We start from the raw sequence: 14,501 nt of genomic DNA on the forward strand, positions 1-14,501 counted from the left end.
TTTACTTTATGTTTTCCTATGATATTGGTTGGTTTTTTTATAAAAAAAGTTAGAAAAAACACAAAAAAATCCCATACAGGCTGCTTCTTTAATACAGCTGTATGGGATCCTTCCCTTTTTCATTTTCTATTTTATCCATACACCGGAGGCGTTGACATAGGAGGTTCCGATCCAGGTACTGACCGCCATCTGGCCACTTTCATACAAGTAATACCAAGCCCCTCCAAGATGGAGCCATCCAGTCTGCATAGCCCCGGAATGATTAAAATAGTACCATTTTCCACCAAGCTTCTGCCAGCCAATCAGCATGGCTCCGCTTCCGCTCAAATAGTACCAGCTTCCCCCAATCTTCTGCCACCCGGTCAGCATAGCTCCGCTTCCGTTAAAATAATACCAGACGGTCCCGATTTTCTGCCAGCCGGTTGCCATACTGCCGCTTCCGCTGAAATAATACCAGATGCCACCAAGCTTCTGCCAGCCAGTCAGCATAGCTCCGCTTCCGTTCATATAATACCATCTTCCGCTTATCCATTGCCACCCGGTCTTCATCGCTCCGCTTTCATTGAAATAATACCAGATACCGCCTATTTTCTGCCACCCGGTCGCCATCGCTCCGCTTCCATTCATATAGTACCAGATACCGCCTATCTTCTGCCAGTTTGTAAGCATAGCCCCGCTTCCGTTAAAGTAATACCAGGTTCCTCCTATCTTCTGCCACCCGGTTACCATCGCGCCACTTCCGTTAAAATAATACCAGACTCCTCCTATCTTCTTCCAATTGATTTGCATGACACCTTTTGTATCACTGTAATACCAGGTCTTTCCCTGCTGGAACCATCCAGTTTTCACATACCCAATTTCATCAAAATAATACCATTTCCCATCCATTAACTTCCAGGCTTTTTTCGGATATGTACCATCAGGATATCGAAACCAGCTTCCCTTGCTGTCAGTGATCCACCTGCCGGTATCTGCAGCTGGAACCTTTTTCAGATTTTCTATGGTTCTCCTCAGTTTTTCTACCTGACTGTTTATCTCTGTCTGAGTTGCATTTTTATTGCTTAGGAGTGCTTTTGCCGCTTTTAATTCCTCAGCCATCGCTGACCAGGTTTCTTTGGTATACTCCTTTTCCACCTTACCTTCTGCTGTCTGAACCAGGCCCTTAAGCTGTGACTTATCCCCGGTTTTTACTACGCTGACCGTATAAAGCCTCTCCGTACTGTGGTCTTCCGCAGTCCCTTTCAGCAGGACCTCTGTTTTCTCGCCGCTTAAAGAGAGAGGCACGGCCTTCTCATCGTCCACCAGCACATACCGTTCAAGGTCGGTATCATATAGCTTTACAAGTCCATCCTGTTTATGAGGCACTGCTGTCATATTTATCTTATCTGTATTCCGGGGAACTCTCACTGTATATACACTGTTTTCAACCTGGAATGCCGGATCCATCTCACCAATGTCAAAGCTTAAGTCCTGCAGTTCCGGATACTTGTCATAACCGCTCCCCAGATAAAGCCCATACAGGGCGCTGCCGGAATTATCTTTGGGTACAAATTTCACTGTAATGAATGGATCTGACAGATACTTTTGAGGTATCTCCCGCCTTACCGAATAAAAGCCGTCAGAGTAAACGGTGCGTTCCGAGTCAGATGCTGTCTCCTCTAAAGCTTCTAAGTCGCCATTAACCAGTATGTCATAAGGTTCCTGGCTCTCCGTCCCATAATACACAGTGGTCAGATAGTTTTTTTCCTCCGCCTTTACCGGAAGCGTATAGCTGAACCATCCGTCCTCCCAGGCTTTGCGGCCGGGCCTTCCTTCTATCACCTGTTCGGCCTCCGAACGTTCTGACTGAAGATTATAGAAGGTCTCTTGCTCCGTACTGCCGAATTCTGTAAGTCTGACATGGCTGACCTCATTCATTCGTAAAACCTGTTTCATCTCTAGGATCTGCTTCTCTCCAACCGCAGGCTCAAAGTCACCCTCTCCCCCGCCCTCTTCCGGCCCTTGGGACAGAGATCCGCCTTCTTTGGCATAAACAGATACCCCTGGCCACAAACTGCCGGCACAGACTGCCGCCGCAAGAATCACAGCCAACCCCTTTTTCCCAAAACCTTTCCTTCTCATCCAATATTCCTCCTTCCAGTATGGCAAATAGGGAATATGCCTGCTCCACATATTCCCTATTTCTTTTGCTTTATTTAATTATGCACTTTTATCTTGTTTTTGTCCATACTCCGGAAGCATTTACATAATATCTTCCCACCCATGTATTGGACGCCATAGCTCCGCTGTTGTACAGATAGTACCATTTGCCGCTTACCTTTACCCAGCCGGTAGCCATTGCTCCGTTAGATTTCAGATAGTACCAGGTCTTTCCGTCTAATACCCAGCCGGTTACCATTGCTCCATTGGATTTCAGATAATACCAGGTCTTTCCGTCTAATAACCAGCCGGTTGCCATTGCTCCGCTGGATTTCAGATAATACCAGGTCTTTCCGTCTAACACCCAGCCGGTCGCCATTGCTCCGCTGGACTTCAGGTAATACCAGGTGCTTCCTAACTGCAGCCAGCCAGTCGCCATTGCTCCGCTGGACTTCAGGTAATACCAGGTGCTTCCTAACTGCAGCCACCCGGTCGCCATTGCCCCGTCAGCCTTCAGATAATACCAGGTCTTTCCTAACTGCAGCCAGCCAGTCTGCATATACCCGCTCTTATCAAAATGATACCACTTGCCGTCAATCAGTTTCCAGTCATTTACCACATAGGATCCGTCAGGATTTACATAGCTCCATCTGTCGCCGTCCGGCTCCCAGCCTTCTACAATCAGTGAAACTGGTTCTGTAATACCTGCCTGTGTAGGTGTTACTTCTTTCATCAGACCTGTTTCAGGGTCAAATTCCAGTTTGTCAATACAGGTTTCTCTGTGATACCCCAATCCGGAATCATACTGTCCCAGAGGTGTTGCGAACCTGTGGTATGCGATGTAGTATTCATCTTTGCCGGGAATCTGAAGGATTGAGTGATGTCCGGTTCCCAGAATACTTTCCGATGCATCTTTGGATAGAATAGTTTTCTGGAATGTTATCGGTCCGTACAGGGAATCAGAGGTACCGTAATTTACATGGTAATTTGCACTTCCTGTATCGTCGCAGGACCAGGTAAAGTGGTATACTCCGTCCCTCTTAGTCACTGTAATCGCTTCTCTGAAGTCTTTCGCACCCTCCAGATTCTGCATCGTATCCGGCACCAGACTTATCATATCTTCACCCAGCTCTACGATTGCCGCGCTGCCGTTTCCAAACAGCATATAGGATTTTCCAGTATCCGGATCTGTAAAAATGGAAGGATCAATGGTCTGACCCATGCTCACGCCATTCTGGCTGCAGAGCTCCATCGTTACCAGCGGAGTTTCCTCTGCTACGAAAGGACCGTTAGGGCTGTCGGATACTGCCACACCGATTGCTGATTTCCCGTTGCTCTCTTTTGCGCAGAAATAGAAGTAATAGCTTCCATTTTTCTCTTCAATGGTAGGTGCCCATGCACTGCCCACTGCCCAGGGTACTCCTGCAATATCCACGCCGTTTTCGTTGGTTCCGGCTACCGTGTCATTGCTTGCCACGTCTACGATAACACCCTCATCTACCCAGTTAATCATATCCTCAGAAGAAAATGCATGGAACTGCGTTCCTGACCATCCGCTGAAGCCGTCCGTTGTAGGATAGATATAAAACTTTCCGTCTAATACATCAATATCAGGATCCGCATATTCCCCTGGAAGTACTGTATTATTAGCCCAAGCTGCTTCCACGGTCCATACTTCTTCCCGGCCGTTCACTGTAACCTTAATCTCTGCAGGTTTTGTCAGATTTAATTCCTTCTTATTTTCCTGTTCCAAAACCGCATTCTTAGATACGGTAATGTCCAGGGGAACTTTTGCAAGATCAGCCTTTTCGCTGTTATTCCTGCTGATATCCAGATGAATCTTCTTTGTATTTTTATCAATGGACTGATTGCTGATGGTATATCCCTCTGCCGCTACTTTTACAATAGCTGCCTCAGATATTTCATCATGAATCTCATCAGCGGTCAGCGCCCTGTTATATACTTTCACATTGTCAAAGCTTCCTTTAAAATAGCCGTCCCCGCTGTAGAAGGATTTGCCCAGATAGGCGCTCAGATTTTTCCCAAGGTCTGAAGTAAGAACCTTTGCATTTGGGTTTGAGTCAACTAATACCCCGTCCAGATACATATCCAGCTTTGTTCCGTCTACAACAAGAGTTACGTTCTGCCACTTGCCGGCTGCTGCCCCATCTGCAGTCTTTACTTCATTTTCTTTTGAGTAACTGTCCTGAGTAATCGCATAGCGGACATTTTTCCCGCTGACCTTCAAGAAGTTATATTTGTTGCTGTTTAATCCGTATGTGAATGTAAAGAAGTTTCCGCTGCTCATCTGAGATTTTACATCCATGGAAATTGTCATTACATTTCTTCCGTCCATAAAGCCCTGTGGAAAAGCTGCATAGGTATTGCTGCTTCCGTCCAGCTGCAGAACCCGGCTTCCGGTTTCCTCGTCCACTGCAAATTTCGCATTGCCGTATGCGGTACCGTCATCTGCGCTATTGTCCCCTTTGCCTGTATCCGCAATGCTGTTTCCTGCATCAGATTCAAAGTTGTATTCCAGCACAGGTTCCTTCGATTCTTCCTCTTCTTTTGCCGGTACGCCGTAAGCCTCCACTACATTCTTGTATTCCTCGGCAGTGATTCTCATAGGTGTCCCGTGTCTTGCTCTAGAAGGCATGCGGAAGCCTTCGGTTAATTTCGTGAAGTCGCCGTCCAAATCATTAGATACCAGCGGATAGTAACCTATTCCCCCGTAATTATCCACTAACAGACAGTATTTCCATTCACTGTTGTCATCCTCATTTAATTTAAAGATGGTCGGGCCTTCCACACCGCCCTGATTGTTCAGCACCGGGGTGTTCAGATCAACCGGGTTTGCATGGAGCAGTGTATCTACTTTATCCGCTTTGATGCATTTCTTGGATTCATCTTTGGAGTATCTGTAATAGCTGCCGTTTTCCTTGAGAATCGTGGTGTCAATGACATCATTGCTCTTCTCAATCATTACTTCCGGCTCTGTAAAAGTATAGAAATCTCTTGTTTTTGCATAATATACTCTCTGCTTGCCATAGCCATCCTCAGCAACTCTGGATGCCCAGTATACAATGTATTCGCCTGTCTTCTCATCGTAGGTCGCCTCCGGGGCCCAGGTACAGCCGGCGTCATCTCTTGCCACCTCTACCATACGCTGCTCAGACCAATTTACCAGGTCCGTGGATTCCCAAACCATTAAGGATTTGCTTCCTGCCCTCTGCGCACGATTCCAGTCGTTATTGCCATAAATTTTTAAATCTGTGGCGATCATATAGAACTTATCGCCTTCCGGAGAGCGGAGGATATAAGGATCTCTTACGCCCTGTTCCCCTAACTTTGATGTGAGTACAGGATCATTGTTATTCAAGTCAGTCCAGTTTAATCCATCCTGACTGGCAGCAAAATACACCTGCTCACCATTAGAATATTTTTCACCGGCAAAGTAAGTAAAGAAATAGTCTGTATAATCTGACTCTTTAATTTCTTCCGGTGCAGCCTTTACCGTAAACGTAAAGTCTTTCTCTACACTCAGTGTACCGTCACTGACAATAGCTGTCATAGTTACTTCTGTATCCTCTGCAGGACGTGTTACCTGACCTGCAGGCGTGGGGTCATAGCCCTCATTTTTATGTTCCTTTACATCAACAATTTCTTCATGGTCAGTTTCCCATGTTACTGTTGTATCGTAGGTAGAAGCGGTAGGCAGTGTTATGTTGCCGTACACTTCCTCATAGGGAAGCTCCAGGGCATCAGCTGCTTCCTGCAGTCTCTCGGAAGGATTTACCGCAGTCACAGTCACCTGAAAGGTTTCATTCACAGTCTCGCCATTCGTTACAAAGGATACCGGAATCTCTACCACAGCGTCTTCATCTGTGGGAGGTTTTACAGTACCGTCAGCTGCAATTACATCGGTGTTGGACGGAGTGCCCCATGACAATTCCACTCCGTCTACTTTAGCGGGAAATGCCAGCTTGGTAGAAATAGCATCTGCGCCCGCATTCCCATTCAGCATAGCACTGTGTATATCCGCTTTTATGTAATCACTAAAGTCTGTGACAGCATTTGCCTTTACCTCTTCTTCTGACATAGCATAATTAGCAATAGCAAAATCGGCGATCTGTCCCTGGAACAAACCGTCCGCGCTGTATACGGATTTTCCAATATAACCGCTGGAGCCGTCTGCGTCCACAAAGGTAGAGAGGTCAAAAGGATTGTTGCCGGTTCCTACTTTTTCTCCGTTCAAATACATAGCTGTTGTCTCTCCATCGTAGACAATCGTATACGTCTGATAACTTCCGTCAAGGAAAGCCCCTGTGTCAGGAATAATATTATTTTCTTTTGCCCAGGCACCTGTAGAGTTATACGGTTCCTGCTGTGCAACAGACAGCTTCATCTTTTTACTGCCGTTTGCCGGAGTAAAGAAAGTATAATTCCAGCTGTCTTTTCCCAAGGCCCACAGCATCTGATCGGCTGCTCTGGTATTCGCAACTGTTACCGACACCGTCATAGTATTGTCTGTGAGTATGCCTGCCGGAAGCTTTACATATCCGTTGCCGTCCAGTTTTAGCGTGCTTACTCCATTATATGTATTTACATTCTTTTCAGAAAGATTTTCAAGAGTTCCGTCCATGCCTTCCTGGGCATTGTTCTTCAGCAGGCCGTCCTGAACCTCCATGCTGTAATGTACAATCTCCTGTTCCTCCTCTGCCGCAGCAGCAGGCTGCGCTTCGTCTTCCAGACTTACTGCAGCGGGAGCAGCACTCAGGTCGTTCTCTTCCGTCTCACTTTCTTCCTGCGTCTCCCCGTTTTCCACGGCTGGCTCGTCTGTGTCCTCATCCTGCTGCTGATCCTCTGTGCTTAGTTCTGCTGCACTGTCATTCTGCAGAGCGGAAGCCATTGCCGACGTAGGAGTGGATGTAATCACCACTGTTCCCGTAAGGAAAAGCACAGCCAGTCTTCTCATTCTTTCTTTCATGAATTCTCCTCCATTCATTATTAATGTTTGCTTGTATAGACCTTCTGCGGTCATACTCGACAAATTCACTGCCAAAATCATAGCATCTGTACAGGTTTTCCTCTACGAACAACCATTTGGAAAAAGTGGAATATTTTACATGGAAAATTATTTGGTACGTTTTTATTTGAAACATGTTTGTTTTTTTACAGACATGTTGAATGATTTACACACAACCAAAAGAAATCCAACCAAAAACAGCGGTTTACTTCCTCTTCCAGGAAATAACCGCTGTTATCATCAAAAATTATTTACTTTGTCCGTAATACGCGTTTGCGCCGTGTTTTCTGTAATAATGCTTATCCTGAAGCGACTGGGGCGCCGGTTCCACCTGTGGATTCAGCATCTCACAGCGGGCAGCCATCTTGGCCACTTCCTCCAGAACTACAGCATTGTGCACAGCCTCATGGCCATCTTTCCCCCAGGTAAATGGGCCGTGGTTCTTACACAAAACAGCAGGAACCGCTTCGTAATCCCTGTCTTTAAACAGTTCAGCAATCAAAAGCCCTGTATTTTTTTCATAAGCTCCGTTAATCTCCTCTGCATTCAGACAGCGGGCACAAGGAATCTCCCCATACATATAATCCGCATGTGTGGTCCCATAGCAGGGAATGCCCCTGCCTGCCTGTGCCCAGCTGGTCGCCCATGCAGAATGGGTATGGACAATCCCCCCAATCTTGGGAAATGCCTTGTACAGCTCCAGATGAGTAGGCGTATCAGAAGAAGGATTATATTCCCCCTCCACACGGTTCCCGTCAAGATCCATGACCACCATGTCATCTGGCGTAAGCTTATCATAGTCCACACCGCTGGGTTTTATGACAAACAACCCTTTTTCCCTGTCAATGCCGCTTACATTTCCCCATGTAAAAGTAACCAGTCCATACTTGGGAAGCAGCATATTGGCCTCATATATTTCTTTTTTCAGTTCTTCTAACATAACAACCTCCATACTGTAAAAAGGGACACCCCATACCCATTTTGGGACAGGGCAAACTCATTTTGGGACGTGTTCTTCTGCGAAGGAACACGTCCCCTTTTCTTTATCACTTCAAGTTATCCACAGCCGCCCGTTCGATAGGCAGTCCTTTTTTATACCTTTCAATAAATACTTCAAATCCATCTACATCTGCGGGGTCCGGATCCATCCGCTCTCCTTCGTCACCTGCAAATACTTTCTGAGCCAAGTATTCGTCAAGACTTTCCCCTGCTTCTTTATTTATCATATAGGAGGCCAGAAGCGCAATTCCCCATGCGCCGCCCTCTCCTGCGGTCTCCATTACGGATACCGGAGAGTTCATGGCAGCTGCCATTACTTTCTGTCCCACACCTTTTGTCTTGAAGAGTCCTCCGTGTCCCAGAATCTTGTCAATCTGTACGTCTTCTTCTTTTAACAGAATGTCAAGTCCTACCTTCAGGGCCCCCAGTGCGGTATACAGATGTGTTCTCATAAAGTTTGCCAGGTTAAACTGGCTCTCCGGTGTGCGGACAAACAATGGGCGTCCCTCTTCAAAGTTTGTAATATGTTCTCCTGAGAAGTAGCAGTAGGATAACAATCCCCCGCAGTCTGCGTCGCCCTCCAGCGCTTTATGATATAAAGTGCCAAACAGCTGATTCATATCTACCTTCATCCCAAAGGATTCTGCAAATTCTCTAAAGATTCCTACCCATGCATTCAGATCCGAGGTACAGTTATTGGAGTGAACCATAGCCACCAGATTACCTGTGGGTGTAGTTACCAGATCGATCTCCGGATATGCTTTCGAGAGTTCCTTTTCCAGCACAATCATAGCAAACACCGAAGTCCCGGCAGATACATTTCCAGTTCTCTTTGCCACGCTGTTTGTAGCGGCCATACCAGTTCCCGCATCTCCTTCCGGAGGACAGAAAGGGATTCCAGGCTGCAGGTTTCCGGATACATCCAAAAGCTTTGCTCCTTCTTCTGTCAGTTCACCGGCTTTTTCGCCGGCGACTAATACCTTCGGAAGGATTTCCTCCAGTTTCCAGCCATAATTCTTATCTGCAACCAGCTCATTAAACTGCCGCATCATATCTGCATGAAAGTCCTTTTTCTCCACATCAATGGGGAAGGCACCGGAAGCTTCTCCTACCCCGAGAACTTTCCGGCCGGTCAGTTTCCAGTGCACATACCCTGCAAGGGTTGTGAGAAAGCTGATCTGTGAGACATGCTCTTCTCCATTGAGAATTGCCTGATACAGGTGAGCGATGCTCCATCTCTGGGGAATATGATAATGAAACAGCTCTGTCAGTTTCTCTGAAGCCTCTCCGGTAATATTATTTCTCCAGGTACGGAACGGAACCAAAAGTTTATCTTCTTTGTCAAAAGTCATATAGCCGTGCATCATACCGCTGAAGCCAATTGCCCCGATCTTTGTGAGAACTGTACCGTATGTTTTTTTCACGTCCGCAGCCATCTGGGTATAACTTGCCTGAAGGCCTTTCCAGATATCCTCAAGGGAATACGTCCAGATACCGTCTAAGTAGCTGTTTTCCCACTCATAACTTCCAGAAGCAATGGGGGCATTATCCTCTCCCACCAGAACTGCTTTGATTCTGGTAGAACCAAACTCGATACCAAGTGCTGTTTTTCCGCTCTCTACAGCATTTTTAATATTATTCACATCCATGCTAAAAACCTCCCGCGTATTTTGCCTGATTATACCATATTTTATTTATAAAGGACAGAATTCCACATTAACTCATTTCTGAAACTGCGGATCTTGGTATCCTTGTCAATCACAACGCTCTCGATTCCCATAGCTGCAGCCCAGTCACACATCTGCTCTGTGGTGAGGTCATAAGAGAATGCCGTATGATGTGCTCCGCCAGCATAAATCCATGCTTCAGCTCCGGTTGCCAGATTCGGCTCCGGTGTCCAGAATGCAGTTGCTACGGGAAGCTTCGGCATTGCCTTTTCTGTCTTTTTGCAGTCTACATCATTGATAATCAACCGGAAGCGGTTGCCCAGGTCGATTAAGGATGTTGCGATACCGTGGCCTTCCTTTGCTGTAAATACAAGGCGGGCGGGATCTTCTCTGTCACCCATGGACAATGGGTTCACTTTAATGCTGATGGGGCCGTCACAGATGGTTGGGCAGACTTCCAGCATATGAGCCTGCAGGATCCCCTCTTTTCCAGGCACAAGGTTATAGGTATAATCTTCCATAAAAGAAGTTCCTTTAGCGTTTTCAATCCCCTGCGTCATTATCTTCATCAGACGTACCATAGCCGCTGTCTTCCAGTCACCTTCTCCGCCGAATCCATAGCCCTTTTCCATTAATCTCTGGATTGCCAGACCCGGAAGCTGTTTTAAGGAGCCCAGATCTCCGAAATGGGTTACGATTGCCTGATACTCTTTTTCCTCCAGGAATTTTTCAAATCCTATTTCGATTCCGGCCTGTACTGCCACATGTCTTCTGAATTCTTCCGGGTCTCTGCCCTCCAGTAAGATTTCATATTTGTCATAGTATTCTTCTACCAGTGTATCAATATCACCCTGAGATACCTGCTCCACATACTCAGCAATCTCATTTACCGGATATGCGTCAATTTCCCAGCCAAATTTAATCTGTGCTTCTACTTTATCTCCCTCTGTCACTGCAACATTTCTCATATTGTCAGCCACACGGCACACACGGATATGGCTGCTTTCCATGATTCCCACAGCGGTGCGCATCCACTGGGCAATTCTCTTCTGTACTTCTTTATCATCCCAGAATCCAACGATTACCTTTCTCTCGACGCCCATGCGGGATACAATATGGCCGTACTCTCTGTCACCGTGCGCAGACTGATTTTCATTCATGAAATCCATGTCAATGCTATCGTAAGGAATCTCCTGGTTAAACTGTGTATGTAAATGCATCAATGGTTTTCTGTATTCCTGAAGCCCTAAGATCCATGATTTAGCCGGTGAAAATGTGTGCATCCAGGTTATCACGCCGGCACAGTTCTCGTCAGCGTTGGCCTCATTAAAGGTCTTGCGGATCAATTCATTTGTAATTAAAGTTGGCTTCCACACTACCTCATAGGGAAGCATGCCTGACTTATTTAAAGACTCTACGATAATTTTAGAATGCTCCGCCACTTTTGCCAGACATTCGTCTCCGTATAAATCCTGTGAACCTGTTGCGAACCAAAACTGATACCTCTTTGCTGCTTTCATTGAAAAATCCTCCTTAAAATAAATTTATATACTTTTATATTTGGGGTTTCGTTGATTCCCTGACTATTAATTCCGGCTGAATCAGCCGTTCCACCTTGCTTTTTTCCTCGGGTATCTTCTGGATCTGCTCCAGCAGCAGCTCCGCCGCCATCTCTCCCAGCTTTTCCTGCGGGTGGGCGATGGTGGTTAGCGGTACAATCCCATTTTCAGCAATCAGGGAATTGTCATACCCGGCCACTGCGATATCTTCCGGTATTCTTCTGCCGCATTTCTGCAGGGTTTTCATCACCTCTAGGGCAATCTGATCGTTGTAGCATACAACAGAATCCATATCCATGCCGTATTCCATCATCTGACGAATGGCAAGCGCCGGTTTTTTCTTCCGGTCCTCCGTATGGAACCATACAACCATATCCGGATCATACAACTTTCCAGCCTCCTGGAGAGCTCTTACATACCCCTTGTGGCGTTCTCTGCCCTGGCTGTCATCTGCCTTGAATACTCCGGCAATTTTTTCCCGCCCGGTATCCAGAAGATGCTTTGTGAGAAGATAGCCCCCCTGACTGTCATCCATAAGAATATGAGGCTTATGCTTCATCTGGGCATAAGTTCCCTGGATGAAAATATAAGGAATCTCATATTCATCCAGCATTGCATACAAGTTCATATTATTGCACAGAATTTGACTCTTACTGGGCTCTATGATCAGTCCGTCGATGTCCTTGGTCAGAATATCCTCCAGCGCCCTGGCCTCATTCGTTCTGCTGTTGCCTGTATTTTTCAGAATAATGCTGTACCCGTTGGAGGTAAGCACCCGATCAATCCCCTGAATCAGACGGGGAAAGATATAGTCCGATATGTACGTCGTAATTACTGCAATGTTTCTGGAATTCTTTCTGTGGCGCATCCTCTCAGAGCAAAAGGTACCCCGCCCATGCTCTGCAACCACAAATCCCTCATTCTCCAGAATCGCCAGGGCTTTCCGCACTGTATGCCTGCTGATCTGGTATGTGGACGACAATTCATTCTCAGAAGGCAGCTTTTCTCCGGGCTTTACTCTGCCGGACAAAATGTCATCCTTCAGCTGTTCCATTAACAAATAATACTTTGTTTTACCGCTTTCTCCTGCCATATCAAACCCTCCATTACCCCTATGGCCAATATCCTTGCAAGTAAGCTTGTAGTAAGTGAATCGAAACGTATCGTTACAATGGTGGTAGAATGTGCTGATTTTATCCAGGCAGATGGTAAAATCATCTCAATGTTAAATGTGCAACTTCTACAAGCTCACTTGTAAAGGTATTGTTATTCAAATGGCATTTCTTACAAGACATATTATATAACTTGTATGGATGTGTTGACAAGTTGTATTCTAAAAAACATGTCCTCAAAACTTCATCCCTCCTTGCGCCATATTTCGCGCTCCTGTATAATACCATTAAATACTACATCAGCTGTTTGCTGAAAGAAAGGAAGAATATGACACCTATTAATCTATTAAAGAATAAGTACTTTCTCTATGCCACCGAATTCTTCTCCGGTATGTCGGTAATGGCTGTAGAATTGGGGGCAAGCCGCCTTCTTGCCCCTTATTTCAGTTCTTCTCAGGTAATCTGGACGATTATCATAGGCACAATCATGATTGCTATGGCTCTGGGAAATATCTGGGGAGGAAGGGTTGCTGACAAGAACCCGGACCCTGCACGCCTGTACAAACGCCTGCTTCTTGCCGCCGTATGGATTGCCGCCATTCCTTTTTTAGGCAAATACCTGATTGCAGCAATTTCCCTGGGAGTAGCTTTGCTTACGGAAAAAAACTTTTTGGTAATCGCCTCCTTTCTCAGCTGTCTGATTATCTTCGTCTTTCCGCTGATGCTCCTGGGAACGGTGACCCCTTCCCTTGTTAAATATACCGTGGAGGACTTAGACAACAACGGAGAAATCGTGGGCAGACTTGGCGCACTGAATACCATCGGAAGCATCCTTGGTACTTTCCTGCCCACCTTTGTAACCATTCCAACGGTGGGGACTGCGGCAACATTTATCATTTTCTCTGTCCTGCTGGCACTGCTGAGCCTTCTGTATTTTATATCTGTCCGGAAAAAGGCGGCCGCCTGTGCCGTTTCCTTTCTGCTGATTGGTCTCTTCAGCATATCCTCTGTAAAGTACAGCTTTGCTTTCTGGGAAAACGATCTTGTATATGAGGGAGAATCCATTTACAACTATCTGCAGGTAAAAGAAAACGATGAGAGCGTAATCCTTTCCACTAATGTACTGGCAGGGGTACAGTCCATTAAAATGAAGCACAAAGAATTTACGGGCATGTATTATGACTATGCCCTGGCGGCACCTTATATGGCCGGCGCCGGACAGCAGGCCGACAGCGATATTCTTATTCTTGGTCTGGGTACAGGCACATTTGCCTCAATGTGCGCTTCTTATCTGGACTCCCCAAACATAGACGGGGTAGAAATAGACGAAAAAATAGCCCGTCTGTCCAGTCAGTACTTTGACCTTCCGAAGTCTGTAAATGTGCATGTGGAAGACGGGCGAATCTTTCTCTCAAACTCTGATAAATACGATGTCATTATGGTAGATGCCTATCAGGACATCACCATTCCCTTTCAGATGTCTACAGTTGAGTTTTTTACTATGGTAAAGGAGCATTTGAAGGAAGACGGAGTAATGGTCGTAAATATGAATATGCATTCCAGTAAAGAGGGATCCATCAATGATTATCTCTGTGATACCATTGCCTCAGTATTTCCCTATGCCTATACTGCCAAGGTAGGGTCCGGCACAAATATGGAGCTGTTTGCATCTGAAAACGGGGACATGCTGACTGTATTTTCTGAGGAGCTTTCTGCCATTGGGACGCCCGCTCTGAGGCAAATGATGGAGAAGGTAGAAGAATCCCTACAACCCGTCCGCCAGGGTTCTTTGATTCTTACGGATGATAAGGCTCCTGTGGAAGTCTTAGGCATGCGGGTGATTGACGAGATTATCGGAGATGAACTTCACTATTATAAGAATATTATAAAAGAAGAGGGATTGGAGGGACTGGATTTTTAGTATATTTTTCATACTGTTCCCACAAAAATGCACGGAGATGAAACTCCGTGCATTTTTATGGCTCCGCAAGGATATACG

General features: G+C 46.1%; 7 protein-coding genes. 1 reads left to right on the top strand and 6 read right to left on the bottom strand.

All coding sequences use genetic code 11. The annotated features are described in order from the left end of the window. Nucleotides 1-126: 126 nt before the first annotated feature. The 6 genes from GKG41_RS09430 to GKG41_RS09455 form a co-directional block, all read right to left on the bottom strand. Nucleotides 127-2,121, bottom strand: a complete 1,995-nt coding sequence (locus GKG41_RS09430; protein ID WP_173015592.1) for a cadherin-like beta sandwich domain-containing protein — start codon at nucleotides 2,119-2,121, stop codon at nucleotides 127-129. A gap of 88 nt (nucleotides 2,122-2,209) precedes the next feature. Next, a complete protein-coding gene (locus GKG41_RS09435; protein WP_173017838.1) occupies nucleotides 2,210-7,126 on the bottom strand; it encodes a family 43 glycosylhydrolase in 4,917 nt (1,638 codons plus the stop codon). A 286-nt stretch (nucleotides 7,127-7,412) separates the two neighbouring features. Then, on the bottom strand, nucleotides 7,413-8,105 hold the full coding sequence (gene araD / locus GKG41_RS09440; protein ID WP_154258268.1) for an L-ribulose-5-phosphate 4-epimerase: 693 nt from the start codon (nucleotides 8,103-8,105) through the stop codon (nucleotides 7,413-7,415). Nucleotides 8,106-8,211: 106 nt separating this feature from the next. Continuing rightward, the gene (locus GKG41_RS09445; protein WP_154258269.1) at nucleotides 8,212-9,813 is read right to left on the bottom strand and encodes an FGGY-family carbohydrate kinase; all 1,602 of its coding nucleotides are present in this window, start codon (nucleotides 9,811-9,813) and stop codon (nucleotides 8,212-8,214) included. A gap of 41 nt (nucleotides 9,814-9,854) precedes the next feature. Further along, nucleotides 9,855-11,351: an L-arabinose isomerase gene (araA, locus tag GKG41_RS09450; protein WP_154258270.1), complete on the bottom strand. Its 1,497-nt coding sequence runs from the start codon at nucleotides 11,349-11,351 to the stop codon at nucleotides 9,855-9,857. 34 nt (nucleotides 11,352-11,385) lie between these two features. Next, a complete protein-coding gene (locus GKG41_RS09455) occupies nucleotides 11,386-12,483 on the bottom strand; it encodes a GntR family transcriptional regulator (protein ID WP_154258271.1) in 1,098 nt (365 codons plus the stop codon). Nucleotides 12,484-12,830: 347 nt separating this feature from the next. Here GKG41_RS09455 and GKG41_RS09460 point away from each other — a divergent pair, with 347 nt between their 5' ends. Then, complete coding sequence (locus GKG41_RS09460) at nucleotides 12,831-14,423, top strand: fused MFS/spermidine synthase (protein WP_154258272.1); 1,593 nt, start codon at nucleotides 12,831-12,833, stop codon at nucleotides 14,421-14,423. The last annotated feature ends 78 nt before the right edge of the window (nucleotides 14,424-14,501 follow it).

This window comes from Lactonifactor sp. BIOML-A5, assembly GCF_009677585.1.
GTDB lineage: Bacteria > Bacillota > Clostridia > Lachnospirales > Lachnospiraceae > Lactonifactor.